The organism is Streptomyces sp. GbtcB6 (genome assembly GCF_019091475.1).
In the GTDB taxonomy this organism is placed as follows: Bacteria; Actinomycetota; Actinomycetes; order Streptomycetales; family Streptomycetaceae; genus Streptomyces; species Streptomyces hyaluromycini.
Genome location: NZ_JAGXJL010000018.1, coordinates 53,972 through 80,797 on the forward strand (window position 1 = coordinate 53,972; position 26,826 = coordinate 80,797).

Sequence of the window (26,826 nt, forward strand, 5' to 3'; positions counted from 1 at the left end):
GTTACCGTACCCGGCAGTAACCGGATCACGCCCCAGGAGGCCCCCATGCCGCAGCTCGAAGTCGACGGAGCGGCACTGACGTACGACGACGAGGGTCCCCGTGACGGCGGCGCCGCACCCCTGGTGTTCATCCACGGCTGGACCGCGAACCGGCACCGCTGGGACCACCAGATGGCGCACTTCGCCGGGCACCGCCGGGTGATCCGGCTCGACCTGCGCGGCCACGGCGAGAGCACCGGGGCCGGGGTGCGGACGATCGCCGAGCTGGCACAGGACGTCACCGCTCTCCTCGACCACCTCGAGGTGGACCACTTCGTCCCCGTCGGTCACTCCATGGGCGGCATGATCTCCCAGACCCTGGCGCTGGCCCACCCCGCCCGGGTCGAGCGGATGGTCCTGGTCGACTCCATCGGCCGGATGACGTACAGCCGCGGCCGTGGACTGCTGATGGCGGCCTCGACCCTGGTGCCGTTCAAGCTGTTCGTCGCCGCCAACATCCAGCGCGCCTTCGCCCCCGGCTACCCGCGCGAGCAGATCCGGGAATACGTCCGCGCGTCCGCGGACACCCCGCGCGAGGTCGTCATGACGCTCTACGGCGCCATGCGGGCCTTCGACGTCCTGGACCGGGTCGGCGAGATCACCGCGCCCACCCTGATGGTGCACGGCTACCACGACATCCAGTTGCCGGTGGGGCAGATGCTGCGGATGGCCAAGGCCTACCCGGACGCCGAGGTCCGGATCATCGACGCGGGCCACGAGCTCCCGGTGGAGCGGCCGGCCGAGCTGACGGCGACGCTGGACCGTTTCCTGACCCCGGCCGCGTAGCGCGAGGCCGCGACAGCACCAGGTGACCGGCGCCCGGCGAAAGCCGCGGCGCCGACCCGTTTGGGGAACTTTTTGTGCTTGGCCGGTTCCGGGCGGACGGAGCCCGAAGTGGGGCGGGTTCGCGGCCCTCGCGCGGGCAAAGCGCGTCCGAAATCGAGGGTGCGGTACTCCGTTCGTGTTACGGCCAGGTTGACCGGCCGGAATCCCCGGCGCACGCTCGTTATATAGGTGCTGAATACAAGTGGTTCGCTCGGGCAATCGCCTCCATTGCGGAACCGCAGGTGGCGCGCGTTGTCCGGCTGACCGGCAGCAGGAGGTAGCGCATGTGTGGCATCACCGGCTGGGTCTCCTTCGACCGTGACCTCACCACCGAGACGCGCGCATTGGATGCAATGACGGAGACCATGGCCTGCCGCGGTCCCGACGACCGGGGCACCTGGAGCGAGGGCCCCGCCGCCCTGGGGCACCGCCGGCTCGCGATCATCGACCTGCCCGGCGGCCGTCAGCCGATGACCGTCCGCACCCCGGACGGTACCGTCGCGATGGTCTACTCCGGGGAGGCCTACAACTTCACCGAGCTGCGCCGTGAACTCGCCGCCCGGGGGCACGAGTTCACCACCGACTCGGACACCGAGGTCGTGCTCCGCGGCTATGTGGAGTGGGGCGACACCGTCGCCGAGCGGCTCAACGGCATGTACGCCTTCGCCGTCTGGGACGGCCGGCACGACAAACTCGTGATGATCCGCGACCGCATGGGCATCAAGCCCTTCTACCTGTACCCGACCCCGGACGGCGTCCTGTTCGGGTCCGAGCCCAAGGCGATCCTGGCCAACCCGCTGGTCCGCCCCCGGGTCGGCCTGGACGGGCTGCGCGAGCTCTTCACCATGGTCAAGACCCCCGGCCACGCCGTCTGGGAGGGCATGCGCGAGGTGGAGCCCGGCACCGTCGTCACCGTCGACCGCGACGGCCTGCGCACCCGGGCCTACTGGCGGCTGGAGACCCGCCCGCACCCCGACGACCGCGACACCACCGTCGCCACCGTCCGCGAACTCCTCGACGACATCGTGCGCCGCCAGCTGGTCGCCGACGTGCCCCGCTGCACCCTGCTCTCCGGCGGCCTCGACTCCTCCGCCATGACCGCCCTCGCCGCCCGGCAGCTCGCCGTGCACGGCGAGAAGGTCCGCAGCTTCGCCGTCGACTTCGTCGGCCGGACCGACAACTTCGTCGCCGACGAACTGCGCGGCACCCCCGACACGCCCTTCGTGCACGACGTGGCCCGGCTCGCCCGCACCGACCACCAGGACATCGTCCTCGACGTGGCCAGCCTCGCCGACCCCGCGGTCCGCGAACGGGTGATCCGGGCCCGCGACCTGCCGGCCGGGTTCGGCGACATGGACACCTCGCTCCTGCTGCTGTTCCGGGCCGTCCGCGACCAGTCCACCGTCGCCCTGTCCGGGGAGTCCGCCGACGAGGTGTTCGGCGGCTACCTGCAGTTCTTCGACGAAGGGGCCCGCACCGCCGACACCTTCCCCTGGCTCTTCCAGTTCGCCCGGCACTTCGGCGACGACGCCGACGTCCTGCGCGCGGACCTCGCGAAGTCCCTGGACCTGGAGCACTACGTCGCCGACGCCTACCACTCCGCCGTCACCGGCATCCAGCGCCTCGACGGCGAGAGCGACTTCGAGTACCGCATGCGCCGCATGAGCTATCTGCACCTCACCCGCTTCGTCCGCGCCCTGCTCGACCGCAAGGACCGGATGAGCATGGCCGTCGGCCTGGAGGTCCGGGTGCCGTTCTGCGACCACCGGCTCGTCGAGTACGTCTACAACGCGCCCTGGGCCCTCAAGTCCTTCGACGGCCGCGAGAAGACCCTGCTGCGCGAGGCCACCCGGGACGTCCTCCCGCAGTCCGTGTACGACCGGGTCAAGAGCCCCTACCCGTCCACCCAGGACCCGGAGTACGGCCGCGCCCTCCAGGACCAGGTCAAGGACCTGCTGGCCCGGCCCGACCACCGGGTCTTCGACCTCGTCGACCGCGAGAAGGCGGACCGGGCGGCCCACCGGACCGAACTGAGCACCCAGGCCGACCGGCGCGGCCTGGAACGCACCCTCGACCTGGCCCAGTGGCTCGACCTCTACGACCCGGAGCTCACCCTCGCCTGAGCCTCAGCCCGACGAGTCGGTGACGGTGCCGCCGTCACCGTCCGCCGGGCAGGAGCTGCCGTCGGCCGGCAGCGTGCCGTACAGCAGGAAGTCGTCCACCTTGCCGTGCACGCACGTGGACGACGTGTACCCGGTGTGGCCGTCGCCCCTGTTGTCCAGCACCACGGCCGACGGACCGAGCCGTTTCGCCGTCTCGACCGTCCAGCTGTACGGCGTCGCCGGGTCACCGCGAGTGCCCACAAGGAGCATCCGTGCCGAAGACACGTCCTTCACCTCGTCGCGGATGAAGTCCGTGCCGCGCGGCCGGCCGTAGCAGAGCAGCACCTGCGTCAGCCGGAACCGGCCGAACACCGGGGACGCCTGCTCGTAGGCCTTGCGCAGCCGGGCGATGTCCGAGGTGAGCTGCCGGTCGCTCGGCCGGTCCGGGTCGTCGGCGCAGTTGATCGCCATCAGCGCGGCCGACAGATTGTCCACGGGGATGTCCGAGCTGTTCACCAGCCCGCCGTTGGGCCCGTGCCCGGGCGGCGGCGCGTGGCCGCCGGCCGCGAGGTTCTGCACCCCCCGGGTGTCCCCGTCGTCGACCAGTGAGGACAGCGCCCGCTCCAGCTTCGGCCACAGTTCCTTGCCGTACAGGCCCTGCCCGATGGCGTCCACCAGGTCCTGACCGGAGAACGGGGCGCCGAAGTCGGAGGGCACCGGGTCCTCGTCGAGGGAGCGCACCAGCTTCACGACCGCCTCGCCGGCCTTGCGCCGGTCCTGACCGAACGGGCACCCCAGGTCGGTGACGCACCAGTCAAGGAAGTCGTCCAGCGCCGTCTGCTGCCCGCGGGCGCCGGCCACCCCCTGCTCGGCCAGCGACTCGGTCAGCGTGTCCACACCGTCCAGCGCCATCCGGCCCACGTTGTGCGGGAACTGCGCCGCGTACACCGCGCCGAGCCTGGTGCCGTAGGAGAAGCCGAGGTAGTTCAGCTTCCTGTCGCCGAGCACCTGGCGGATGACGTCCAGGTCCCGGGAGGCGTTCACGGTGCCTATATGGGGCAGCACGGGCCCGGAGTTCCTGGTGCAGCGCACCGTCAGCTGCTTCAGCGCCTTCATCAGGGCCTGCGGATGCGCGACGTCGGGGGGCTCGTCGGCGTTGGCGCCGTCCGAGGACTGGCCGGGGCCGTCGCCGCAGCTCACGGGGGAGGAGCGGCCGACCCCGCGTGGATCGAAGCCGACCACGTCGTAGCCGTTGGTCAGGCTCATGAAGTTCTTGCCGTCCAGTCCGAGCTGGCTGACGCCCGAGCCGCCGGGACCGCCGAAGTTCAGCAGCACCGAGCCCTGCGACTTTCCGGTCGCCCGGTAGCGGGACAGCGCCAGATCGAGGGTGCCCTTGGCCGGCCGCGCGTAGTCGAGGGGGACGGTGACCTTGGCGCACTGCATGTCCCTGGGCAGCTCGCCGTCCTTGCACGGCGTCCACCTGACCTTCTGCCGGTAGAACCGGGTCAGGTCCGGCTGCTTGCCACCCGCCGCCGCAGCCGTCGCCGCGGCCTCGCGCGCGGGCAGCCCGGCGCCCAGCAGGGCCAGCGCTACGGCGCCGGCGCCGGCGCAGCGCCGCAGGACGGGCCGGGTACGGGGCACGGCAGGCATCGAGGGCCTCCAGAGACGCTCCGTGGCGGACCGGGTACAGGGCTTTCGCTCACCATAAGCGGGCTCCGCGGAGCCCGCCTCCCGGCGAGCGGGGCGATCCGGGGCGCCGTATTCTCCGCGCGATCACCCGTTTCAATGCCCTTGCATACTTTTGCTGTCGGTTCGAGAGCAGTATCACTCGATAGGGTGAAAGGTAAATAAGCCATAACTCACATGGTTCGTATGCGTTTAACCGTTGCGGGCGAGCGCCCGCAATCATGTCTGGAAGGCAGGGAACCTATGAAACGGGTTACCCGAAACGGTGTGATCGCCGTCGCTGCCGCCTCCGGTGCGATGGCCGTGGCGGTGCCGGCCTGGGCCGACGCGGGCGCGGACGGAATCGCGGCCGGTTCGCCCGGGGTGATCTCCGGCAACGGCATCCAGTTGCCGGTGCACGTCCCGGTGAACGTGTGCGGGAACACCGTGAACGTGGTGGGGCTCTTGAACCCGGCGGCCGGCAACACCTGCGTGAACGAGGGCGGCGGCGACGCCGGGCACGGCGCTCCAGGCGGCTCGGCCACGTCCGGTGGCGCGTCCGCGCAGGGCGCCGAGAAGGGCTCGCCCGGGGTGATCTCCGGCAACGGTGTCCAGTTGCCGGTGGACGTCCCGGTGAGCGTGTGCGGGAACACCGTGAACGTGGTGGGGCTCTTGAACCCGGCGGCCGGCAACACCTGCGTGAACACCTCCGGCGACCACCCGAGCCCGCCGAAGCACCCCACCCCGGAGCCTCCCACCCCGGAGCCGCCCACCGTCAAGCCGCCGGCCGAGCCGCCCGCTCCCGAGCCGCCGGCCCCGGCGCCGCCGAAGACCCACGAGGTACCCAAGGCGCACCACCCCGCCGCGCCGCCGGCCGAGGCCACCCTCGCCCACACCGGCACGGACCTCACCGGCGCCGCAGTGGCGGGCAGCGCGGCGCTGCTCCTCGCCGGGACCGCCCTGCACCGGCGCTTCCGCCCGGGCCGGACGCGCTGACCGGCCGACGTGATACCAGCGCCGGTTGACGCGCCGCGCATCGGCAGGCCCCACCGGACCCGACCGGTGGGGCCTGCGCCGTGCGCGTGCCCGGCGGCCCCCGCGCCGCACGTCGCCTGCGGTGCCAGTCGCTCGTGGCGCATGTCAACGGCTTGATCCCGTCGTGGCGCGGGACCCGGTGATCGGGAAGGATGCTGCGGGCGCGCGGCGCCGGTCGCCGCGCGGTCGGACCCGCTACGGAATGGAGCGCATCGATGACCTCTCCGGCCCCCCAGGACCTCGTCGTCACCCGGGCCACCCCCGACGACTGGCCGGTGATCGTCGGCTGGGCGGCGGACGAGGGCTGGAATCCCGGGCTGTCCGACACCGCCGCCTTCTTCGCCCAGGACCCCGACGGGTTCTTCGTCGGCCGGGTCGACGGTGAACCGGTGTCGGCGATCTCCGTCGTCAACTACGGCGCCGACTACGCCTTCCTGGGCTGGTATCTGGTCCGCCCCGACCTGCGCGGCCAGGGCCACGGCCTCACCACCTGGAAGACCGCGCTCGCCCACGCCGGCAACCGCACCGTCGGACTGGACGGCGTGGTGGCCCAGCAGGACAACTACCGCCAGTCCGGCTTCGAACTCGCCCACCGCACCGCCCGGTTCGTGGGCGAGGCCGCCGCCGCCGAGACCCCCGCCGGCGTCCGGCCCGCCCGCGCCGCCGACCTGGCGGCCGTCACGGCGTACGACAGCGCCTGCTGCCCGGCCGACCGGCCGCGCTTCGTGGCGGCGTGGCTGACCGGCCCGGGGCACCGGGCGCTCGTCCGCCACGACGGCGACCGCCTCACCGGCTACGGCGTGCTCCGCCCCGGCCGCGACACCCTGCGCATCGGCCCGCTCTTCGCCGACACCGCCGAGGACGCCCGCGCCCTGTTCACCGCCCTCACCGCCGAGGCGGCGGGCAGCCAGGTCGCCATCGACGTACCCGAGACCAGCACGGCCGGCGTCGCCCTCGCCGAGGCGGCCGGCTTCACCCCTTCGTTCGAGACCGCTCGTATGTACACGGGCCCGGTCCGCGACCACGCCCGCGAGCGGGTTTTCGGCGTCACGACGCTCGAACTGGGCTGACCGTCACCCCGGGCGGCCGGCGGACACCCGGTAATGCAGTTGCCGCCGTCGCGCCCGGATGGTGGAGTGCCTGGATGGATCAGCAAACCGTGCTCGCACTGTACGACCGTGACATGCGGGAAGGCGCCCGGCCCGACGGGCCCGGCGCCCGGATCGAGCGCGTGGGCGCGGTGGTGCGCCAGGTGGCGGACACCGAGGGATGGAACGGCGTTCTCTGGTCGGGACTGGACGAGGCGACCGCGGACCGTGCGATCGCCGAGCAGGTCGACTTCTTCGCCGCCCTCGGGCGGGAGTTCGAGTGGAAGGTCTACGGCCACGACCTCCCGTCGGACCTCGGTGACCGGCTGACCGCGGCCGGGTTCACGCCGGAGCCGGTGGAGACGCTGATGGTCGGGGAGGTCGCCCGGCTGAGCCTCGACGCCGGACTGCCGGACGGAGTACGCGTGGTGCCCGCCACGGACCGGGCGGGCGTCGAGCTCGTCGTGGACGTACACGAGAAGGCCTTCGGCACGGACGGTTCGCGGCTGCGCCACCGGTTGCTGACGGGACTTGCCGAGCAGCCGGACAGCGTGGTCGCGCTGGTCGCGCTCGCCGGGGACGAGCCGGTCAGCGCCGCCCGGGTCGAGCTGGTACCGGGGGCGAGTTTCGCCGGACTGTGGGGCGGCGGCACGGTGGAAGGGTGGCGCGGGCGTGGTGTGTACCGTGCCCTCGTCGCCCACCGGGCCCGTGTCGCCGCCGCGCACGGTTGCCGGTACCTCCAGGTGGACGCACTGCCCACGAGCCGGCCCATCCTCGAGCGGCTGGGCTTCCACGCCCTGAGCACGACCACGCCGTACCTGTCTCCGCAGTGAGACCGGCAAGCGGTATCGCCCAGCGGTATCGGTAAGCCGTCAGCAGGCCGGCCGCGGCCGGGCGGTGTGCCCGCGCGGCGGGACCGCACCACTCGATGCGGTCCCGCCGCGCGCGAGGCGCGCTCCGGTCACCGGCGTGCCTTGGTGCGGTCCAGTGCCGCGATCCCCACCGCCGCCAGTGCGATCTGGATGAACCACTCGATCCAGTCGGGGCCCTTCGTGTCGGCCACGCCGAAGCCCGCCGCGATGGCCGAACCCAGCAGTGCGGCCACGATGCCGACGACGATGGTCCACAGGACACCGACGTGCTGGCGGCCGGGGACGACCAGGCGCCCCAGCACACCGATGATGAGTCCGATGACGATGGCGCTGATGATGCCCGAGATCTCCATGTCCGCCCCTCTTCGTCTGTACCCCGCTGCTGTCCAATCTGCCCGCTCAATCCGGAGGCAGTCCCGTCCGGTTGTTACGGCGGTTTTCTGTTCACCGACCCGACATGCCATGTACCTTTCAATGAGTCGACGCGTGTAGAAATCTCAAGCACGTTCTACGCGCGCAGAGTTGGCGCCCGCACCGCCTCTACCCCACCCCCTCATGGAGGTTCGCCGGATGCTTGGATCCAGCAGATCCCGCCACAGACTCACCACCGCCCTGGCCGGGTTCGGACTGCTCGTCACGGGAGCCGCCCTCCAGGTCGGCACGGCGGCCGCCCCCGCTCACGCGGCCACCACCTACCGCGTCCTGTTCGACGACGGCCACGCCGAGGAGGCCGGCAACGCGGACTGGATCATCTCCACCAGCAAGCCGGACCCGCTCTCCCAGGACTCCTCCCCGTCCTCGGAGACGGACTGGACCGGTGCGCTGTCCTCGTGGGGCGTCGCCCTTCAGAAGACCGGCAGCTACAGCATGAAGACCGCGACGAGCGCGCTCACCTACGGCGGTTCGTCGACGACCGACCTGTCGAACTTCGACGCGCTGGTGCTGCCCGAGCCGAACACGCTGTTCACGACCGCCGAGAAGACCGCGATCATGAACTTCGTGAAGGCCGGCGGCGGTCTCTTCATGATCTCCGACCACACGGGGGCCGACCGCAACAGCGACGGTGAGGACGCCGTCGAGATCCTCAACGACCTGATGACGAACAACAGCGTGGACTCGACCGACCCGTTCGGGTTCTCGATCGACTCGCTGGACATCAGCTCCGGCTACCCGGCCGCGATCAGCGACAGCAGCGACGTGGTGCTGAACGGCTCCTTCGGGACCGTCACCAAGAGCCTGATCGCCGACGGGACGACGGCGACGCTCAAGCCCTCCGACAACTCCGCCGTCAAGGGCCTGGTGTACCGCAGCGGCTACTCCGGCAACACCGGCGCCTTCTTCGCCACCAGCACCTTCGGCAGCGGCCGCGTCGCGTTCTGGGGCGACAGCTCGCCCATCGACGACGGCACCGGCCAGTCCGGCAACACGCTGTACGACGGCTGGAACGACACCGGCGCCACCAACGCCGCCCTCGCCCTCAACGCCACCGCCTGGCTGACCGGCGCGAGCAGCGGCACCGGAGGCGGAGGCGGTGGCGGCGGTGGCGGCGGCACCTGCACCTCCGCCCAGCTCCTCGGCAACCCCGGCTTCGAGTCCGGCAACACCACCTGGACCGCCAGCAGCGGGGTCATCACGACCTCCAGCAGCGAGGCGGCCCGCACCGGCTCCTACAAGGCCTGGCTCGACGGCTACGGGTCCGCCCACACCGACACGCTGTCCCAGTCGGTGACCATTCCGTCCGGCTGCTCCGCGACGCTCAGCTTCTATCTGCACGTGGACACCGCGGAGACCACCACCAGCACCGCCTACGACAAGCTGACGGTCACCGCCGGATCCACCACCCTGGCCACGTACTCCAATCTCAACGCGGCCTCCGGATACGTCCTCAAGAGCTTCGACGTCTCCTCCCTGGCCGGCACCACGGCCACCATCAAGTTCTCCGGTGTCGAGGGTTCGACCCTCCAGACGTCCTTCGTCATCGACGACACCGCGCTCAACGTGAGCTGAGCGGGACGGACGGTTCCGGCGGGCCCGCCGGAACCGTCCCCTCCACCGAGTTCCAGCCGGAGACCCGCACCCGGGGCGACGAACCGTGCAGATCGGCGGTCCGGTAGGTGGCCTTCAGGGTCGCCGACTCGCCCGGCCACAGGCTGACCTCGTTGTCCGACCAGCGCACCGGCAGCACCGGCCTGCCGTTCGCGTCGACCAGATGGACGTCCGTCAGCAGGGCCGGGGTCTTGCCCGTGCCCGTGTTGCGGACGGTGACCGTGGTGGTCGACGTGCCGTCGGCGTCCGTCGTCGACGCCGTCGCCGTGACCGGGACCTGGGCCATCGAGGACAGCCCCGTCAGGTCCGCGGAGCTGGTCGTCGGGGTGTGCCACCAGTCGGTCTTCGCCCAGTCGAGGGTGTCCGGCTTGGTGGAGAGCCAGTAGACGTTGCGGCTCACCTCCTTGCCGTCGGCGTCGGTCAGGACCAGCCGCGCCAGGTACGTGGACGACAGCCCGGTCACCGACGCCGGCAGCGTCAGCGCGGTGCTGTGCGCGCCGTCGCCCTGGACCGAGACACCGGTGACGGTCTTGTCGTACTTCTGGGTGCCGTCGGGGTTGAAGAGGGTGGCCCGCACCGTGAGTTGCGAGGCGGGGGCGTGCCGGTTGCCGACCACGACCACCGAGCGGTCGTCGTAGGAGTACTGGACGTGCAGGGGTTCGTTGGCCTTCTTGGCGCCGAAGTAGGCGCCGCCCTGGTCGAGGTAGCGGTCCATCAGCTGCCAGTGCAGGGACGTCCAGCCGCTGTTGAACATCCAGTACACGACCCCGGTGGACGGCTTCGAGGCGTCGGTCTGGTTGCGCCCGTACGCCTCGTACTGGGCGCGGACGTTCTCGTACTGGGCGAGCTGGGCCTTCCTGACGTAGTCGGCGAGGCTCTTCGGGGCGCCGTAACGGCCGGTGAGGGCCGCGTCGTAGATCTTCAGGGTGCCGAAGGTCGCGGACGGCGAGCGGTGGTACTGCTTGGCGTCCGGGTTCTTCCAGAGGGTGTCGAGTTCGGCCGGGGTCATCATCCGGCGCAGGGTGTCGAGGGTGGGGATGTCCGGGCCTGCGCTGGTCTCCGAGTTGAAGCCGGTGGCGCCGCCCTCGCGCTTGGCGTACCAGTAGCCCGGCGGGACCCAGTCGTAGGGGCCGGTCATCTTCATGCCCGAACTGCCCAGCTGGGGAGCCGACTTGTCCGAGGCGGCGGGAACCACCGGGACGGCCCAGTCGGCGGCGTCCAGGGAGTCCAGATAGCTCTTCTCGATCTTCGCGTCGGGCGCGGCGTCGCTGCCGATCAGGAAGGAGATCACGCTCGGGTGGTCGCGCAGCCGGGCGGCCTCGGCGGCCATCGAGGCCTGGGCGACCGGGTAGTCGGCGGCGGTCCACTTCTCGCCGCTCTCGCCGCTGTTGGTCTGCCCCTCCCACTTGTCGCAGCACTCCCAGCCGGGCAGGGTGAGGACGCCGAGGCGGTCGGCGAGGTCGAAGAACTCGTCGGGCTCGATGTGGCCTTCCAGCCGGATGGCGTTGAGGCCCAGGTCCACGGCGTACCTGAGGCGGTCCTCGGCATAGGTGCGGTCCCAGCGCAGGAACTCGTCCGGTGACCAGCCGCCGCCCTTGATCAGCAGGCGGCGGCCGTTGATCGAGTACTGGCGGGCGCCGTCGGAGTTCAGCGGGGCCCGGACGTCCCGGATGCCGAAGGTCTCGTGGGCGGTGTCCGAAGCCGTGCCGGCGACGGACGCGGTGAGGTCGAGGTCGTGGAGCGGCTGGCCGCCCATCCCCGCGGGCCACCACACCTTCGGGGAGGTCAGGTGCAGCCCCGGGGTGTCGGCGGGGGTGAAGGTGACGGTCCTGGTCTGATGGGCCGCGAGCTCGACCGACCTGGTGAGGGTCACCCCGGCGACGGTGCCGGAGACCTCGGTGGTGACCGGCGCGTCCGAGTCGTTGCGGGCCTGTGCCTTCACCGTCAGGTCGGCCGTCGCCAGGGACGGCACCGCGAGCTTCGTCACCACGTGCGCGTCGCGCAGCGCGACCGGGCCGCCGCGCCGGACCAGGACGTCACGGACGATGCCCATGTTCTGGTCGGGCGGGGGCTGGAGCCAGTCGAGCCAGCCCATGGTGAGGTTCTTGTTCGGGTTATTGGGCTGGATGCGGAAGGCGACCGTGTTCGTGCCGGCCGTCACCAGGGACGTGACGTCCAGTTCATGGTGGGTGTAGGCGCCGGAGACCTCGTCGGCCGTGGCGACCCGGTGGCCGTTGACGTACACGTCGGCCGCCGAGATCACCCCGCTGAAGTCCAGGTAGGTGCGGTGCGAGGGGTCCGTGACCGTGAAGTCGCTGCGGTACCACCAGGGGACCTGGAAGGGCGACTTGGGGATCTTCTGGAGGTTGGTGGAGACGAACGGGTCGGCGTAGACGCCGTCGGCGAGCAGTGCGGCCAGGACCGTGGAGCGCGGCCCCGCCGGATACCAGCCCTGCGTCGGGTAGCCGGGGGAGGAGACCGCCGCCGCGGAGTCGCCCACCTCGGCCGTCGACCGGATCGCGTAGCCCGACAGTGGGGTCTTCGACCCGGCGGCGGACGGCACACGGGTGATCCGGGCGGGCCCGTGGGCCGGGTCGCGGGCCCCGGCCCAGGCGCTGGTGTTCAGTGAGCAGAGCAGTCCCAGGGCCACGGCGGCCGCGGCGAGACGGTGTCCGGGGGCACGGCGAGGGAACACGATGGTCTCCAGGCTCGTAAAGTTAGGAAACTTTACTAACCCGGCTCAAGCTAGGGTGCCGTGGAGGCCGTGTCAATCACCGTGGCGCCCGCGCGAGTTGGTGGCGCTGTTCTCAGGACGCGCCCGACCTGCGCTCGAACACCAGGTCACGGGCGGTGCCCAGGGCCGTGGCCACCGCGCCGAGCAGCACCGCGTCCTCGCCGAGTCGGCTGGGCGCCAGCTTCGGGCGCAGCGGTGTGAGGGTGCGCAGATGCTCCCGCACGGGTCGCAGCAGCAGGTCGACGCTGTGGCCGACACCGCCGCCGAGCACCACCAGGTCGGGGTCGAGCACGGCCGCGGCCGCGGCCACCGTGTGCGCGATCCGCTCGCCCTCGAGACGTACCGCCTCCACCGCGGCCGGGTCGCCCTGGCGGGCCGCGTCGAACACGGACTTCGCCGTGAGCTGCCCGGTCATCCCCAGCCGCCGCGCCGTCTCCACCACGGCCACCCCCGACACCGCGTCCTCAAGGCGCTCGGCCCCCCGTTGCTGCCCCGGCCAGGGCAGGAAGCCGATCTCCCCGGCCAGCCCGTGCGCCCCGGTGAACAGCCGCCCCTCGCTGACGACACCCATCCCGAGGCCGGTGCCGATCATGATGTACGCGAACAGCCGGCTGCCCGCCCCGACGCCGTACGTGTACTCGCCGAGGGCCGCCAGATTGGCGTCGTTGTGCACCTCCAGCGGGACGCCCAGCTCCTCGCGCATCCGGTCGAACAGGCCCGCGCGCCCCCAGCCCGGCAGATGCATCGCGTACCGCACCCGCCGCTGCCGCTCGTCGTACACGCCCGGCGTGCCCACCACCCCGTGCACCACCTCGGCCGGGTCCACCCCCGAGTTGGCGACGACCTGCCGGGCGGTCGTGACCAGCAGGTCGGCCATCGCGCCCGAACCCCGGGCCCGGTTGCGCACGTCGGAGCGGGCGACCAGGGTGCCGTCGAGGTCGGCGACCGCCACCCGCAGCCAACTCCGGCCGACGTCGACGCCGAGCGCGTACCCGGCCGCCGGATCGGGGGCGTACAGCACGGCCGTGCGGCCGCGCTCCGGGGCGTGGGTGCCCACCTCGTGGACCAGTCCCGCCGACTCCAGCGCGGCCAGCGCGCTGGACACGGTCGGCTTCGACAGCCCTGTCTCGCGGGCGAGTTGGGCGCGCGAGGCAGAGCCGAGCGCGCGCAGCCGGTCCAGCAGCAGTCGCTCGTTGGTGCTGCGCAGTCGCTGCCGGCTCCAGGGCTGCTCCTGCTGCTCTTCGACGTCGCTGGCGGCCATCACACCATTCTCACCGATTCCCGACGCATACTTGACGCATCTAGTAAGGCTCCTTAACTTTATCGGCCATCCCGCCGAGTCGGCCTCCGCCTGTCGTACGCGCCTCGCCCGCTTCCCCGTGTCTCGCTCAGGAGCCCCCATGTCTGCTGGTCCCGGTAGTCCCGTCGTCTCGGGCAGTGCCCCGCCGACCGGCGGTTTCGTCCGCCGCGTCGGCCTGTTCCAGGCCACCGCCATCAACATGAGCCAGATGTGCGGCATCGGTCCGTTCGTGACCATCCCGCTGATGGTCGCCGCGTTCGGCGGCCCGCAGGCGGTGATCGGCTTCGTCGCGGGCGCGGTGCTCGCGCTCTGCGACGGCCTCGTCTGGGCCGAACTCGGCGCCGCGATGCCCGGCTCCGGCGGCAGTTACGTCTATCTGCGCCAGGCCTTCCAGTACCGCACCGGACGCCTGATGCCGTTCCTGTTCGTGTGGACGGCGATGCTCTTCATCCCGCTGATCATGTCCACCGGTGTGGTCGGCTTCGTCCAGTACCTGGGCTACCTCGCCCCGGGCCTCGGCCAGACCTCCGGCGACCTGATCGGGCTCGGCGTCATCGCCCTGGTGGTGCTCCTGCTGTGGCGCGGCATCGAGCACATCGCCAGGATCACCGCCGTCATGTGGACGGTGATGATCGCCTCGGTGCTGCTGGTGATCGTCGCCGCGGCGAGCGACTTCAGCCCGCACCTGGCCTTCACCTACCCGGCCCACGCCTTCGACCTGACCAGTGACCACTTCTGGCTCGGCTTCGCCGCGGGTCTGACCATCGGCATCTACGACTACCTCGGCTACAACACGACCGCGTACATGGGCGCCGAGATCAAGGACCCCGGCCGCGTGCTGCCGCGCTCCATCCTCTTCTCGATCCTCGGCATCATGGCGATCTACCTGCTGCTCCAGATCGGCACCCTCGGTGTCATCGACTGGCACCGCATGACGAACCCGGACGACATCGCCTCGACCTCGGTCGCCTCGGCGGTCCTGGAGAAGACCTGGGGCAAGGGGGCCGCCGACACGGTGACCGTGCTGATCCTGATCACGGCTTTCGCCTCGGTCTTCACCGGCCTGCTCGGCGGCTCGCGGGTGCCCTACGACGCCGCCCGCGACCGGGTTTTCTTCCGCCCCTACGAGAAGCTGCACCCGAAGCACCGCTTCCCGATGCTGGGTCTCGCGACCATGGGCGTGATCACCGCGATCGGCTTCCTGATCGGCCGTCACACCGACCTGGCGACCCTGATCCAGCTGCTCACCACCGTGATGGTGATCGTCCAGGCGCTGGCCCAGATCGTGGCGCTCACGGTGCTGCGCCGCCGGCAGCCGGCCCTGAAGCGGCCGTACCGCATGTGGCTCTACCCGCTGCCGAGCATCGTCGCCTTCGCCGGCTGGTGTGTGATCTACGGCTACGCCGACCGGAACTCCCCGGGCCGCCACCCCATCGAGTGGTCCCTGGCCTGGCTCGCCCTCGGCTGTGTGGCGTTCCTGATCTGGGCCCGGCTGGAGAAGGTGTGGCCGTTCGGGGCGAGGGAGATCAGCGAGGAGTATCTGACGCCCGACGAGGCGGTCGTGGTGTAGTCTCACCAGCACGCGTAAGCCTCACCCGGCGGTCAACTCCCGCCGGGTGAGGCTTTTTTCATGACCGATCTCAGTGAAGCGGGCGTTGTCGTCCGCCCTGCCGTCCCCGGGGACCGACCCGTCGTCGAGCGTCTGTGGCTGATGTTCCGCCACGACCTGTCCGAGTTCCGCGGGCTCCTGCCGAGGCCCGACGGCTCGTTCCGCGACGAGCGCGTCGAGGACGCCTTCTCCTCACCCGGCTGGGCGCCCTACCTCTTCGTGCGCGGCGAGCACCCGCTCGGCTTCGCGTTCGTCCGGGCGCTGGACGCCCCCGTGCGGGTGCTCAACAGCTTCTTCGTGGTGCGCGGCGCGCGGCGCACGGGCATCGGGCTGGCCGCCGTCCGCGAGGTCCTCACCCGGCATCCGGGCCGCTGGGAGATCGCGTTCCAGTACGAGAACCCGGGCGCCGTCGCCTTCTGGCGGCGGGTCGCGGCCGAGGCCGCGGGCGACGCCTGGACGGAGCGGCCCCGGCCGGTGCCGGGCCGGCCGGAGCTGCCGCCGGATGTGTGGATCTCGTTCGACACGGCTCCCTGAGCGCACGGCGCCGACCGTCGGTACCGGCGGTCGGCATTGACATGCAAGAAATTACCTGCATAACGTTGAGTGTGCGATCAGTGGACGACAGCGGGATGGACCAGGTCTTCAAGGCACTCGCGGACGACACCCGCAGGCGGCTGCTCGACCGGCTGCACGAGCAGAGCGGCCAGACTCTCGGCGAGCTGTGCGACCGCATCGCGATGACCCGGCAGTCGGTGACCCAGCACCTGGCCGTCCTGGAGGCCGCCAATCTGATCAGCACCGTGCGGCGGGGGCGGGAGAAGCTGCACTACCTCAACCCGGTGCCGCTCCACGAGATCCAGGAGCGGTGGATCGACAAGTTCGAGCGCCCGCGCCTGCGCGTGCTCGGCGACCTGAAGCGACGAGCCGAGGAAGCCATGAGCGACCGGCCCAGCCATGTCTACGTCACCTATATCGCCAGCACCCCCGAGAAGGTCTGGGACGCCCTCACGGACGCCGGCCTGACCGCCGTCTACTGGGGGCACTCCAACGTCTCCGACTGGCGGCCCGGCTCCCGCTGGGAGCACGTCCGCACCGACGGCTCCGGCATCGCCGACGTGGTCGGCACCGTCGTCGAGAGCGAGCGCCCGACCCGCCTGGTCGCCACCTGGGCCGCGCCCGAACACGAGGGGGAGCCGGACCGGCACTCCCGGGTCACCTTCGACATCCGGCCGCACGCCGACATCGTCAGGCTCACCGTCACCCACGAGGACCTGGGCGACGAGGACGAGCTGCGTGCCGTCTCGGCCGGCTGGCCGGCCGTGCTGTCCAACCTGAAGTCCCTCATCGAGACCGGCAGCCCGCTCCCGCAGGAGCCCTGGCTGGTCCCCGGTCACTGAGCGGACGTGCGGCGGGGCCGGTCCGCCGTCATCGGACCGGCCTCGCGTCCTCCCTTCCAGGGGATGCCGTTGGGCCTAGGTCATAGGCGTCCGCTTGGCCGCCGAAGCGGCGCACACCAGCCCGAGGCAGAGGGCCAGCGCGCCGATGATGACGTTGTTGATGATGACGCCCTTGTCAGGGCTGGTGCCGACCACCCAGGGGGCGATGATCATCCAGATGCCGATGGCGCACATGGCCCAGCTGAGGCCGTACATGCGCTCCGGTGCCCTGGTGAAGCCCAGTGCCAGCAGGCCTATCGCTATGCCCATGATCAGGTTGTGGGCCACGAGCGCGGGCTGGCTCGCCGTGTAGTGGAGGATCCACGGGGACGCCGCGCAGTACAGACCGAGCAGGAACACCGGTCCGTCCACGAGCGCCACATCGCGGCCGCCGAGCATGCGGGCGTAGCGCTCCCGCATCTCGGAGACATCAGGGTGGCTGGTTATGTCACTTCTGCCGTGCGAGACGTTGGCCATGACTCGTCTCCTTTGACTTGCAGGCCTGACCGCGTCTGGTGCGTGCGGTATACGCCGCTAGATAACATTCTGCTCTTATTTCTTCTTTATGTGTAGCTCGGCGGGTAGCTCAGCCGCGCTCCCGGGCCCGCCGGAAACGGGCGAGGCCGTCCGCCAGATCGACGATCGGCTCCGGGTAGTCGAACGCGGCCCGCTCCGGGCCGTCCAGCTTCCACGGCTCGTGCACCTTCGCCCCCGGCAGCCCCGCCAGCTCCGGCACCCAGCGCCGGACGTACGCGCCGTCGGGGTCGTAACGCCTCGCCTGGGCCACCGGATTGAGAACCCGGTTGGGGCGGGAGTCCGTGCCGGTGCCGGCCACCCACTGCCAGTTGAGCTGGTTGTTCGCCACGTCCCCGTCGACCAGCAGCTCCAGGAAGTGCCGGGCGCCCACGCGCCAGTCGACGTACAGCGTCTTGGCCAGGAAACTCGCCGTCAGCAGCCGGCCCCGGTTGTGCATCCAGCCCTCGTGGCGCAGCTGGCGCATCGCCGCGTCGACGATCGGGTAGCCGGTACGCCCCGCACGCCACGCCCCGGCGTCCTCGTCGGCGGCGGGCCCGGTGCGCCAACGGTCGTGTTTCGTACGGTAGTCGGCCGTGGCCGCCGCCGGCCGCGCGGCCAGCACCTGCCGGTGGAAGTCCCGCCATGCCAGCTGCCGCACGAACGCCTCGGCACCCGGGCCGCCCGCCTTGCGCGACCGGTGGACCAGCTCGACGGGGGAGAGCGTCCCGAAGTGGAGGTGCGGCGAGAGCCGGGACGTCGCGTCGCCGGCCAGGTCGTCGTGGCGGTCCCCGTACGACCCGATGCCCGCGCGCAGCCAGGCCGTGAGCCGCCTGCGGCCCTCCGTCTCGCCACCGGCGGCCAGGCCCGCCGACACGCCGGACAGCCGGTCGCGGCCCGGCAACGGCTCGGAACCGACCCCGTCCGGCACCCGGACCCGGCGTGGCGCGGCCACCGCCTGCCGCAGCGGCTGCCGCGACCACTGCCGGAAGTACGGCGTGAACACCGCGTAGTGGTCCGAGCCGGCCGGGGTCACCGCGCCGGGCGGGACCGCCGCGGTCACCGCGTCGTGGACGTGCAGCCGCCGGCCGTCCGCCTCCAGGGCACGGCGCAGCCGCTCCTCCCGGCGCTGCGCATGCCCGCTCACGTCGGCCGCCAGGTGCACCGCACCGGCGTCCGCCTCGGCCGCCACCTTGCGCACCTCCTCGACGAGGTCACCCGAACGGACCACCAGCCGGCCGCCGCGCTCGCGCAACCCCGCGTCCAGCTCGCGCAGGCAGTCGGCGAGGAACGCCAGCCGGTTGGGCACGGCGAAGCCGGCCCGGTCCACCGCGCGGTCCCGCACGAACAGCGGCACCACCTCGCGCGAGCCGTCCACGGCGGCCCGCAGCGGCAGATGGTCGTGCAGGCGCAGGTCGGCGGTGAACAGGACGGCCGAGACGTTCACGGGGCGGCTCCGGGGCGGTACGGCGGCAGGCTGCGAAGGCCCCACGCTCCCACTTCCCCGGGCCCCGGCGGCGCACCGGCCGCCGGCGTCCTTCCGGTGTTTCCGGCATGTCCGCGTCGATCCGGGGCAGCCGCACGAAGAGGCGGAACGATTCGGGAGGTGCAGGGTCGCCATGGACGCGAGGGTGCTGGAGCGATTTCCCGCCGGGGCTCCCCGGGGCTCGTGGCCGGCGGAGGAGTACGCGGCGAAGTGCCGGGCCGAGGGCGGGCGGGCGACCGTGGTGATGGACCTCGGCACGGACGCCTTCCTGGTCGTGGTGCCCGGCCCGGACGACGAGCGGCCGCCCTCGGCGGCGGGCGAGTCAGCCGGGAAGTGACTGCTCGGCCCAGATGGTCTTGCCCCGCTCTCCGTACCGCGTCCCCCAGTTCTGCGTGAGCTGGGTGATGAGATAGAGACCGCGACCGCCCTCGTCCGTGTCCTGGGCGCGCCGCACATGGGGCGAGGTGCTGCTGCCGTCCGACACCTCACAGATCAGGCTCCGGTCTCGGATCAGGCGCAGCGTGATCGGCGCACCGCCGTACCGCAGCGCGTTCGTCACCAGCTCGCTGACGATCAGCTCGGTGGTGAACGACTCCTCCGTCAGCCCCCACCGCGCCAGCTGGCACGCCGTCAGCTCCCGCGCCCGGCCGACCATCCTCTCCTGTGCCTCGATCTCCCAGGTGACATGGGAGTCCGGAGCCAGACCGCTCATCCGGGCCACCAGGACGGCCACGTCGTCCTGGTGGCCCGGCGGCAGCAGTTCACGGACCAGCGTGTCGCACACCTCCTGCGGTGCGGCCGACGCGGGCGTACGGGAGAGGGTGGTACGCATCCGGCGCAGCCCGGTGTCGAAGTCCTGGGTACGGGACTCCAGCAGCCCGTCGGTGTAGAGGACCAGGAGGTCCCCGTCGTCCAGGGCGATCTCGCGCTCCTCGAACACGACACCGCCGAGCCCCAGGGGCGGGCCACCGGGCAGGTCCACGAAGTCGACGGCGCCGTCCACCGAGACGAGCGCGGGCGGCGGATGACCGGCACGCGCCAGCTGGCACAGCCGCGACACCGGGTCGTACACCGCGTACAGGCAGGTCGCCCCCGTCACCAGGGACACCTCGTCGCCGCGCTCGTCGAGGAACCGGTTCATCTGTTCGTCCAGGTGGGCGAGGAGCTCCACCGGGGACAGGTCGAGATCCGCGAGGGTGCGTACGGCACCGCGCAGCCGGCCCATGGTCACCGCCGACTGCAGGCCGTGCCCGACCACATCGCCCACCACGAGCGCCACCCGTGCTCCGGACAGCGGGATCACGTCGAACCAGTCCCCGCCGAGGCCGGTGTGCTCGCTGGCCGGCAGATAGCGTGTCGCCGTCCGTACCGCCGACGGCGACGGCAGCCGCTGGGGGAGCAGGCTGCGCCGTAGGGTACGGGCCGTCGTCCGCTCCCGGTGGTAGCGGCTCGCGTTGTCGACGCACACCGCGGTGCGGGTCACGATCTGCTCGGCGAGCAGGACGTCCTCGGGTTCGAACCGACGGGGGCTGCGGGAGCGCATGAAGACGGCGGTGCCGAGGGCGACACCCCGGGCGAGCATGGGGACGAGCAGCCAGGAGTGGACTCCCGGGCCGGCGCCCGGTGGCAGTCGGGGGCCCGCGGTGCCGGGGCCGGGGCGCAGCTGCTCGTCCGCCAGGAGGACGGACTCGCCCTTCGCCAGGGCGCCGAGGAACGGCGAGCCGGGCGCCGTCGCCGCCGTGTCGAACTCGCCCACCCGCACCGCCGGGGCCCCGTCGGTGTCCGTGTCCTCGACGGCTCCCCCGTGGGCGGCCCGGCGGAGCACCAGGTGGTGCGGCCGTGCGTCGTCGGCGGGCTCCCGGTCGGAGAAGACGGAGTCCAGCAGGTCGACATGGCAGGCGTCGGCGAACCACGGCACCGAGACCTCGGCCAGCTCCCGGGCCGTCTGCCAGAGATCCAGGGTGGTCCCGATCCGGGTGCCGGCCTCGTTGGCCAGGACCAGCCGCTCACGCGAGCGGACCCGCTGGGTCACATCGGAGATCACATGGGCCAGCGCGATCACCGTCCCGGACGGGTTCCTGAGCGGCAGGATGGACTCCGACCACACGTAGTCGTTGGGCGAACCGGGTACGGGATGGCCGACCACCTCGGTGTCGAGCAGCGCCTCGCCGGTCTCCAGCACCCGCCGCTGCCGCTCCTCCAGGGCGTCGAAGTCCAGCAGACCGGGCGGGGCCATCTCACGCATCGTGTGCCCGGTGTACGCGGTCGCCCGGAACACCCCGGCGCGCCGCTGCGCGAGGTTCTGGGCGACGAACCGCAGCCGGGTGTCGAAGAGGTCGATGTGGAAGGGGATGTCGGTGAACAGCCCCTGCAGCAGGGCACGACCGAATTCGTACGTACGGTACGACTCGGCGCCCGCCCCCTGTACGAGCCACCGGTGCTCGCCGTCCGCGGAGGTGAGGGGGCGCGCCCAGACCTGGACGGCGACCGGTTCCCCGCCACTTTGCCGCAGCACCAGCGGTCCCTGGCGGACACCCTCCGCCCAGCGCCGGACGACGTGCGCGGCGTCGGCCGGGTCGTGGAGCAGCTCGTCCGCGGGCCGGCCGAGCACCTCCCGCGCCGGCCGGCCGAGCAGTTCCTCGGCGCCCTGGCCCCAGGCCACGACCCGGCCCTGCGCGTCGAGCAGGACCTCCGCCTCGCCCCCGGGCTCCGGGAGCTCGCCGCGGTCGTCGAAGGTGATGTCGCGCATCCTCACCTCGGGCACATCCGTGCCGGACTCGGGATGTGGTGATTTGTGGTGATTGCGCAATAGATGATACCTGCGCATGCGATGCCCGCCCCCGGCACGCCCGAACGCCGGCCGGCCGCACAGCGCCGTCCGGGGGTCGTCGGCCCGTCGTCCGGATCCTTGACCCCCGCTTCGGGCTCCGCGATGCTGTGTTGCGAAACACGAGATGCGTGCCGCATTGGGCAACATCTCGCCGCCTCTGTCAGTCGAGGAGTGGCCATGTCTCAGCAGGTCCGTGCCGTCGTCGCGCGGAGCAAGGGCGCCCCTGTCAGCCTGGAGACCATCGTGGTGCCCGACCCCGGTCCGGGCGAGGCGGTGGTCAGGATCGAGGCCTGCGGGGTCTGCCACACCGATCTCCACTACCGCGAGGGCGGGATCAGCGACGACTTCCCGTTCCTGCTGGGGCACGAGGCGGCGGGGGTCGTCGAGGCGGTCGGCGACGGGGTCACCGACGTGGCACCCGGCGACTTCGTGATCCTCAACTGGCGTGCCGTGTGCGGCCAGTGCCGGGCCTGTCTGCGCGGCCGGCCGTGGTACTGCTTCGCCACCCACAACGCCGAGCAGCGGATGACCCTCACCGACGGGACGGAACTCTCGCCCGCCCTCGGGATCGGCGCCTTCGCCGAGAAGACGCTGGTGGCGGCCGGACAGTGCACCAAGGTCGACCGGCGTGCGTCGGCCGCGGCCGCCGGACTGCTGGGCTGCGGCGTGATGGCGGGCATCGGCGCCGCCCTCAACACCGGCAGCGTCGGCCGCGGCGACAGTGTCGCCGTGATCGGCTGCGGAGGCGTCGGCGCCGCCGCGGTCCTCGGCTCGAACCTGGCCGGCGCGGCGCGCGTCATCGCCGTGGACATCGACGACCGCAAGCTGGACACCGCACGCAGGCTCGGCGCCACCCACACGGTCAACTCCAAGGAGAACGACGCCGTCGAAGCGGTGCGCGAACTGACCGGCGGCTTCGGCGCCGACGTCGTCATCGAGGCGGTGGGCCGCCCGGAGACGTACCGGCAGGCCTTCTACGCCCGTGACCTCGCCGGCACCGTCGTCCTGGTCGGTGTACCCACCCCGGAGATGAAGCTGGAGCTGCCGCTGCTGGACGTCTTCGGCCGCGGCGGGGCGCTCAAGTCGTCCTGGTACGGGGACTGTCTGCCCTCCCGCGACTTCCCCATGCTCATCGACCTGTACCTGCAGGGCCGCCTCGACCTGGACGCCTTCGTCACCGAGACCATCGCCCTGGACGAGGTGGAGAAGGCCTTCGAGCGGATGCACCACGGTGACGTCCTGCGCTCGGTGGTGCTCCTGTGACGGACGACCGCGGTCTCTGACCGCACTGCCGACGAAGCGGCCCTGCCCCGGTGACGGCACCGGGGCAGGGCCGTGGCCGCACTTCACGCGGGGCCTGTTCGCCCTGCTCACGCATGCTTTCGAGGGTGCTTCGGCGTGCCCGGCCGGCCGCCCTCGCGGCCCGGGTAAACCGGCGCGTGAACTCCTTGACAACGCTTCGCGGCGGCCCGCAGACTTGCGTTGCGCTCATCGCAATCCGTTTCGCTATACGCACCGAGGTGTCATGATGATTCCCGCGTGCCGTCTCGCGGATCTGCCGCGAGGCGAGGCCCACCGGCTCGACATCGAACCGCCCGTCTCGGTGTTCCACACCGATGACGGCGAGCTCTTCGCCATCGACGACACCTGCACCCACCAGGACGCCTCGCTCGCCGACGGCTGGCTGGAGGGCTGCGAGGTGGAATGCCCCCTGCACGCCTCCAAGTTCGACCTGCGCACCGGCGCCGTGGACGCACCCCCGGCCAAGCGCCCGGTCCGCACCCACGAGGTCGTCGTGGAGGACGGCACCATCTACGTCCGGCTCTCCGCCGAGACCCCCAACCTGCCGCCGTGCGTCAGCGCCCGCCTGGCCGGGGGCGCGGCGTGAGGACCGTGGCCGTGGTGGGCGCCTCGCTGGCCGGGCTGTCGGCGGCGCGTTCGCTGCGGCGGCGCGGGTACGACGGCCGGCTGGTCGTCGTCGGCGACGAGCCCCACCGCCCGTACGACAGACCGCCGTTGTCCAAGGAGTTCCTGGCCGGCACCCTCGGCGAGGCCGACCTGGCGCTGGAGCGCGACGACGAGGAACTCCACGCCGAGTGGCTGCTCGGGACCCGCGCCACCGGGCTCGACCGCACCGTGCGGGCCGTCCGGCTGGCCGACGGCCGCGAGGTCCGCGCCGACGGCGTGGTCATCGCGACCGGCGCCGCCGCCCGTACCCTGCCCGGTGCCGAGGGCCTCGCCGGGGTCCACACGCTGCGCACCCTCGACGACGCCCGCGCGCTGCGGGAAGACCTCGCAAGGGGCGGCCGCCTCGTGGTGATCGGCGGCGGGTTCGTCGGCGCCGAGGTCGCCTCCACGGCGTACGCCCTCGGTCTCGACGTCACCGTGATCGAGGCGGCCCCGACCCCGCTGGCCGGACCGCTGGGCGAGGCCATGGGCGCCGTCGTCTCCGCGCTCCACGCCGACCACGGGGTACGGCTGCTGTGCGGGGTGGGCGTCAAGGGGCTGAGCGGCGAGCGCCAGGTGGAGGCCGTGCTGCTGGAGGACGGCCGCAGCGTGCCCGCCGACACCGTCGTCGTCGGCGTGGGGGCGCGCCCCTGCGTCGAGTGGCTGGAGGGCTCCGGCGTCGTACTCGACAACGGCGTGAAGTGCGGCGCCGACGGGCGCACCAGCGTGGCCGGGGTGGTGGCGGTCGGCGACTGCGCCAACTGGTACGACCCGCACACCGGCGGCCACCGCAGGGTCGAGCACTGGACCGGCGCGCTGGAACGGCCGGACACCGCCGTCGCCACGCTGCTCGCGCACGGCGCGCGGGAACCGGGAGCGCCCCGGCCGCCGTACTTCTGGTCCGACCAGTACGGCGTGAAGATCCAGTTCGTCGGTCATGCCGCCGGGGCCGACAGCGTGACGGTCGAGGAGGGCTCGACCGACGACCGCAGCTTTCTCGCCGTGTACCGGCGGGAGGGCCGGCAGGTCGCCGTGCTCGGGATGAACCAGCCGCGGCTGTTCACCCGCGCCCGCAAGCAGTTCGGCACCGCCGCGTCCTGACCCGGCGTCCGCACCACCCCACCGATCCACGACGTTCTCCGAGGAGTGCACCGTGACCTCGACCAGCCTGCCGGACAGCCTGATCGCCACTCTCCCCGGCTCCGCCTACACCGATCCCGGGATCTTCGCCCAGGAACAGGAGCGCATCTTCGAGACGATGTGGTTCTGCGTGGCCCGCGCCGCGGACCTGCCCAAGCCCGGTGCGTTCCGCACCGTCGACGTGGGGCGCGAGAGCATCCTCGTCACCCGGGCCCGGGACCGGTCGATCCGCGCCTACTTCAACGTCTGCCGGCACCGCGGCGCCAAGCTGTGCACCGAGGAGACCGGTGAGGTCGCACGCGCCTTCCAGTGCCCGTACCACGCCTGGACCTACGGCCTCGACGGCAAGCTGGTAGCCGCGCCCAACCTCACCAAGATGCCCGACGTCGGCCGCACCGAGTACGGCCTGGTGAACGTGGCCGTCCGGGAATGGCTCGGCTATGTGTGGGTGTGCCTCGCGGAGAACCCGCCGTCCTTCGAGGAGGACGTGATCGGGGCGGCGGTCGAGCGGCTGGGCGACGTCGAGTCGATCGAACGCTACGGCGTCGAGGACCTCTCCGTCGGCCGGCGGATCGTCTACGACGTCAAGGCGAACTGGAAGCTCATCATCGAGAACTTCATGGAGTGCTACCACTGCGCCACCATCCACCCCGAACTCACCGAGGTGCTGCCCGAGTTCGCCGACGGCTACGCGGCGCAGTACTACGTGGGCCACGGCGCCGAGTTCGGCGCGGACGTCGAGGGATTCACCGTGGACGGCTCCGAGGGGCTCGACCGCATTCCCGGGGTCTCGGCGGACCAGGACCGGCGGTACTACGCGATCACCGTCAAGCCGCAGGTGTTCATCAACCTGGTGCCGGACCATGTGATATTCCACCGGATGTACCCGGTGGCCGTCGACCGCACGATCGTCGAGTGCGACTGGCTCTACCTCCCGCACGTCGTGGAGAGCGGCAAGGACGTCAGCCGGTCCGTCGAGCTCTTCGACCGGGTCAACCGCCAGGACTTCGAGGCCTGCGAGCGCACGCAGCCCGGCATGAGCTCCCGGCTGTACGCCAAGGGCGGGGTGCTGGTGCCCAGCGAACACCACATCGGCGCCTTCCACGACTGGGTCAACGAGCGGCTCGGTACCGGGCGGCAGCCGGAGTGACGGCCGTGGCCCGCGCCGGCCGGGGGTGCGCGCGGGCCCTACGGCGGTTCTCGTCCAGCGGGCGCTCAGCCCAGGTACCCCATGCGGTGGCTGATCTCCTCCGCGCCCTTGACCAGTACCGGGGCCAGCTCGTGCATGCGCTCCTCGGTGAACCGGTAGGAGGGCCCGGAGGCGCTGATCGAGGCGATGACCACCCCGTCCCGGTCCCGGATCGGCGCGGCCATGGCGTGCAGCCCGATCTCCAGCTCCTCCAGCGTCCAGGCGTAACCGCGCTCCCGGGCGTCGGCGAGGTTCTTCTCCAGCTTCGCCTTCGAGGAGATGGTGTGCGGGGTCAGCTTCTTCAGGCCGCCCTCCGCGATCAGCGCGGCGCGCTCCTGGGCGGGCACATGCGCCAGCATGATCTTGCCGCTGGAGGTGGCGTGCAGCGGGGTCAGCTGGCCGACCCAGTTGTGCGCGGTGACGGCGGCCGTGCCGCGCACCTGGTAGAGGTTGATCGCGTAGTGCTCCTGAAGCACCGCGATGTTGACCGTCTCGCCGATCTCGTCGGCCAGCCGCTCGCACACCGCCCGGCCCTGCTGGGTGACGTCGATGCGTCCCGTCACGGCCCCGGCCAGGCGTACGATGCCGAAGCCGAGCGAGTACTTGCCCCGCTCGCCCGACTGCTCCACGAGACCGCGCGCCTCCAGGGCGCCGAGCAGCCGGAACGCGGTCGACTTGTGAACATCGATCTCGGCGGCCACCTCGCTCACCCCCGCCTCGCCGCGCTGGGCCAGGATCTCCAGGACGCTGATGGCGCGGTCGACGGACTGCACGCCGCCAGAAGATGAGCCGTTCGTTTCGGTATCCGGACTGAAGTTGCTCATAGCGAAACTATACGCGCAGTAAACAACACACTCCAAGTAACGCGATGTGAACAAAGATCTTACAAGTTGCGTGGTTCGCAACCTGGTGCGTATAGCGATACCCGTACTAGCATTCCGCGCAATCGACGGCGCGAGCGAGACGAGGC

At 71.6% G+C, this 26,826-nt stretch carries 22 protein-coding genes; 14 read left to right on the forward strand and 8 right to left on the reverse strand.

Annotated features, from left to right (window positions below; translation table 11 throughout):
- Positions 1 to 45: 45 nt before the first annotated feature.
- Entirely contained in the window at positions 46 to 825 is a 780-nt protein-coding gene (locus KVT45_RS28375; protein WP_217551944.1) for an alpha/beta fold hydrolase, read from the forward strand.
- Between the two features lie 323 nt (positions 826 to 1,148).
- The gene (asnB, locus tag KVT45_RS28380) at positions 1,149 to 2,987 is read left to right on the forward strand and encodes an asparagine synthase (glutamine-hydrolyzing) (protein ID WP_217551945.1); all 1,839 of its coding nucleotides are present in this window, start codon (positions 1,149 to 1,151) and stop codon (positions 2,985 to 2,987) included.
- 3 nt (positions 2,988 to 2,990) lie between these two features.
- Here asnB and KVT45_RS28385 read toward each other — a convergent pair whose 3' ends face one another.
- Entirely contained in the window at positions 2,991 to 4,616 is a 1,626-nt protein-coding gene (locus tag KVT45_RS28385) for an alpha/beta hydrolase (protein ID WP_217551946.1), read from the reverse strand.
- 279 nt (positions 4,617 to 4,895) lie between these two features.
- Between KVT45_RS28385 and KVT45_RS28390 the strand changes: the two genes are divergently transcribed.
- The 3 genes from KVT45_RS28390 (at position 4,896) to KVT45_RS28400 (ending at position 7,587) form a co-directional block, all read left to right on the forward strand.
- A complete protein-coding gene (locus KVT45_RS28390) occupies positions 4,896 to 5,627 on the forward strand; it encodes a chaplin (protein ID WP_217551947.1) in 732 nt (243 codons plus the stop codon).
- 254 nt (positions 5,628 to 5,881) lie between these two features.
- A complete protein-coding gene (locus KVT45_RS28395; protein ID WP_217551948.1) occupies positions 5,882 to 6,736 on the forward strand; it encodes a GNAT family N-acetyltransferase in 855 nt (284 codons plus the stop codon).
- 74 nt (positions 6,737 to 6,810) lie between these two features.
- Positions 6,811 to 7,587, forward strand: coding sequence for a GNAT family N-acetyltransferase (locus KVT45_RS28400; RefSeq protein ID WP_217551949.1), 777 nt, complete (start codon positions 6,811 to 6,813; stop codon positions 7,585 to 7,587).
- Positions 7,588 to 7,715: 128 nt separating this feature from the next.
- On the opposite strand, the gene KVT45_RS28405 is transcribed toward KVT45_RS28400, so the two are convergent.
- Positions 7,716 to 7,979: a GlsB/YeaQ/YmgE family stress response membrane protein gene (locus KVT45_RS28405; protein ID WP_217551950.1), complete on the reverse strand. Its 264-nt coding sequence runs from the start codon at positions 7,977 to 7,979 to the stop codon at positions 7,716 to 7,718.
- A gap of 217 nt (positions 7,980 to 8,196) precedes the next feature.
- Between KVT45_RS28405 and KVT45_RS28410 the strand changes: the two genes are divergently transcribed.
- Positions 8,197 to 9,633 (forward strand): hydrolase, encoded by a 1,437-nt coding sequence (locus KVT45_RS28410; RefSeq protein WP_217551951.1) that lies wholly within the window; start codon positions 8,197 to 8,199, stop codon positions 9,631 to 9,633.
- On the opposite strand, the gene KVT45_RS28415 is transcribed toward KVT45_RS28410, so the two are convergent.
- Together KVT45_RS28415 and KVT45_RS28420 are read right to left on the reverse strand one after the other, a co-directional pair.
- Positions 9,620 to 12,367, reverse strand: coding sequence for an exo-beta-D-glucosaminidase (locus tag KVT45_RS28415; RefSeq protein ID WP_217551952.1), 2,748 nt, complete (start codon positions 12,365 to 12,367; stop codon positions 9,620 to 9,622). The two genes, KVT45_RS28410 and KVT45_RS28415, sit on opposite strands and share 14 nt — an antisense overlap.
- Before the next feature lie 112 nt (positions 12,368 to 12,479).
- Positions 12,480 to 13,667: an ROK family transcriptional regulator gene (locus KVT45_RS28420; RefSeq protein WP_217551953.1), complete on the reverse strand. Its 1,188-nt coding sequence runs from the start codon at positions 13,665 to 13,667 to the stop codon at positions 12,480 to 12,482.
- A 139-nt stretch (positions 13,668 to 13,806) separates the two neighbouring features.
- On the opposite strand from KVT45_RS28420, the gene KVT45_RS28425 reads away from it, so the two are divergent.
- From KVT45_RS28425 to KVT45_RS28435, 3 genes are all read left to right on the forward strand, one after another.
- On the forward strand, positions 13,807 to 15,276 hold the full coding sequence (locus tag KVT45_RS28425) for an APC family permease (protein ID WP_217551954.1): 1,470 nt from the start codon (positions 13,807 to 13,809) through the stop codon (positions 15,274 to 15,276).
- A 60-nt stretch (positions 15,277 to 15,336) separates the two neighbouring features.
- A complete protein-coding gene (locus KVT45_RS28430; RefSeq protein WP_217551955.1) occupies positions 15,337 to 15,849 on the forward strand; it encodes a GNAT family N-acetyltransferase in 513 nt (170 codons plus the stop codon).
- Between the two features lie 95 nt (positions 15,850 to 15,944).
- Positions 15,945 to 16,712, forward strand: coding sequence for a metalloregulator ArsR/SmtB family transcription factor (locus KVT45_RS28435; RefSeq protein WP_217552071.1), 768 nt, complete (start codon positions 15,945 to 15,947; stop codon positions 16,710 to 16,712).
- 75 nt (positions 16,713 to 16,787) lie between these two features.
- On the opposite strand, the gene KVT45_RS28440 is transcribed toward KVT45_RS28435, so the two are convergent.
- Together KVT45_RS28440 and KVT45_RS28445 are read right to left on the reverse strand one after the other, a co-directional pair.
- Entirely contained in the window at positions 16,788 to 17,228 is a 441-nt protein-coding gene (locus KVT45_RS28440; protein WP_217551956.1) for an SPW repeat protein, read from the reverse strand.
- Between the two features lie 109 nt (positions 17,229 to 17,337).
- The gene (locus KVT45_RS28445; protein ID WP_217551957.1) at positions 17,338 to 18,711 is read right to left on the reverse strand and encodes a deoxyribodipyrimidine photo-lyase; all 1,374 of its coding nucleotides are present in this window, start codon (positions 18,709 to 18,711) and stop codon (positions 17,338 to 17,340) included.
- Between the two features lie 172 nt (positions 18,712 to 18,883).
- Between KVT45_RS28445 and KVT45_RS28450 the strand changes: the two genes are divergently transcribed.
- Positions 18,884 to 19,087 (forward strand): hypothetical protein, encoded by a 204-nt coding sequence (locus KVT45_RS28450; RefSeq protein WP_217551958.1) that lies wholly within the window; start codon positions 18,884 to 18,886, stop codon positions 19,085 to 19,087.
- Here KVT45_RS28450 and KVT45_RS28455 read toward each other — a convergent pair.
- Positions 19,073 to 21,499: a SpoIIE family protein phosphatase gene (locus tag KVT45_RS28455; RefSeq protein WP_217551959.1), complete on the reverse strand. Its 2,427-nt coding sequence runs from the start codon at positions 21,497 to 21,499 to the stop codon at positions 19,073 to 19,075. The two genes, KVT45_RS28450 and KVT45_RS28455, sit on opposite strands and share 15 nt — an antisense overlap.
- A gap of 258 nt (positions 21,500 to 21,757) precedes the next feature.
- Here KVT45_RS28455 and KVT45_RS28460 point away from each other — a divergent pair, with 258 nt between their 5' ends.
- The 4 genes from KVT45_RS28460 to KVT45_RS28475 all read left to right on the forward strand — a co-directional run bounded on the left by KVT45_RS28460 (position 21,758) and on the right by KVT45_RS28475 (position 25,817).
- Entirely contained in the window at positions 21,758 to 22,843 is a 1,086-nt protein-coding gene (locus KVT45_RS28460) for an S-(hydroxymethyl)mycothiol dehydrogenase (protein WP_217551960.1), read from the forward strand.
- Positions 22,844 to 23,105: 262 nt separating this feature from the next.
- Positions 23,106 to 23,468, forward strand: a complete 363-nt coding sequence (locus KVT45_RS28465) for a bifunctional 3-phenylpropionate/cinnamic acid dioxygenase ferredoxin subunit (RefSeq protein WP_089102746.1) — start codon at positions 23,106 to 23,108, stop codon at positions 23,466 to 23,468.
- Entirely contained in the window at positions 23,465 to 24,628 is a 1,164-nt protein-coding gene (locus tag KVT45_RS28470; protein WP_089102745.1) for an NAD(P)/FAD-dependent oxidoreductase, read from the forward strand. The genes KVT45_RS28465 and KVT45_RS28470 overlap by 4 nt, the downstream gene beginning before the upstream one ends.
- 52 nt (positions 24,629 to 24,680) lie before the next feature.
- Complete coding sequence (locus tag KVT45_RS28475; RefSeq protein ID WP_217551961.1) at positions 24,681 to 25,817, forward strand: aromatic ring-hydroxylating dioxygenase subunit alpha; 1,137 nt, start codon at positions 24,681 to 24,683, stop codon at positions 25,815 to 25,817.
- Between the two features lie 65 nt (positions 25,818 to 25,882).
- Here KVT45_RS28475 and KVT45_RS28480 read toward each other — a convergent pair whose 3' ends face one another.
- Positions 25,883 to 26,680, reverse strand: coding sequence for an IclR family transcriptional regulator (locus tag KVT45_RS28480; protein ID WP_217551962.1), 798 nt, complete (start codon positions 26,678 to 26,680; stop codon positions 25,883 to 25,885).
- Between the last annotated feature and the right edge of the window lie 146 nt (positions 26,681 to 26,826).

Coding starts and splice junctions, on each gene's coding strand:
- KVT45_RS28375 (WP_217551944.1), top strand. CDS start 46: ATGCCGCAGCTCGAAGTCGACGGAGCGGCACTGACGTACGACGACGAG.
- KVT45_RS28435 (WP_217552071.1), top strand. CDS start 15,945: ATGGACCAGGTCTTCAAGGCACTCGCGGACGACACCCGCAGGCGGCTG.
- KVT45_RS28395 (WP_217551948.1), top strand. CDS start 5,882: ATGACCTCTCCGGCCCCCCAGGACCTCGTCGTCACCCGGGCCACCCCC.
- KVT45_RS28425 (WP_217551954.1), top strand. CDS start 13,807: ATGTCTGCTGGTCCCGGTAGTCCCGTCGTCTCGGGCAGTGCCCCGCCG.
- KVT45_RS28410 (WP_217551951.1), top strand. CDS start 8,197: ATGCTTGGATCCAGCAGATCCCGCCACAGACTCACCACCGCCCTGGCC.
- asnB (WP_217551945.1), top strand. CDS start 1,149: ATGTGTGGCATCACCGGCTGGGTCTCCTTCGACCGTGACCTCACCACC.
- KVT45_RS28440 (WP_217551956.1), bottom strand. CDS start 17,228: ATGGCCAACGTCTCGCACGGCAGAAGTGACATAACCAGCCACCCTGAT.
- KVT45_RS28400 (WP_217551949.1), top strand. CDS start 6,811: ATGGATCAGCAAACCGTGCTCGCACTGTACGACCGTGACATGCGGGAA.
- KVT45_RS28390 (WP_217551947.1), top strand. CDS start 4,896: ATGAAACGGGTTACCCGAAACGGTGTGATCGCCGTCGCTGCCGCCTCC.
- KVT45_RS28465 (WP_089102746.1), top strand. CDS start 23,106: ATGATGATTCCCGCGTGCCGTCTCGCGGATCTGCCGCGAGGCGAGGCC.
- KVT45_RS28385 (WP_217551946.1), bottom strand. CDS start 4,616: ATGCCTGCCGTGCCCCGTACCCGGCCCGTCCTGCGGCGCTGCGCCGGC.
- KVT45_RS28460 (WP_217551960.1), top strand. CDS start 21,758: ATGTCTCAGCAGGTCCGTGCCGTCGTCGCGCGGAGCAAGGGCGCCCCT.
- KVT45_RS28420 (WP_217551953.1), bottom strand. CDS start 13,667: ATGGCCGCCAGCGACGTCGAAGAGCAGCAGGAGCAGCCCTGGAGCCGG.
- KVT45_RS28480 (WP_217551962.1), bottom strand. CDS start 26,680: ATGAGCAACTTCAGTCCGGATACCGAAACGAACGGCTCATCTTCTGGC.
- KVT45_RS28405 (WP_217551950.1), bottom strand. CDS start 7,979: ATGGAGATCTCGGGCATCATCAGCGCCATCGTCATCGGACTCATCATC.
- KVT45_RS28450 (WP_217551958.1), top strand. CDS start 18,884: ATGGACGCGAGGGTGCTGGAGCGATTTCCCGCCGGGGCTCCCCGGGGC.
- KVT45_RS28430 (WP_217551955.1), top strand. CDS start 15,337: ATGACCGATCTCAGTGAAGCGGGCGTTGTCGTCCGCCCTGCCGTCCCC.
- KVT45_RS28455 (WP_217551959.1), bottom strand. CDS start 21,499: ATGCGCGACATCACCTTCGACGACCGCGGCGAGCTCCCGGAGCCCGGG.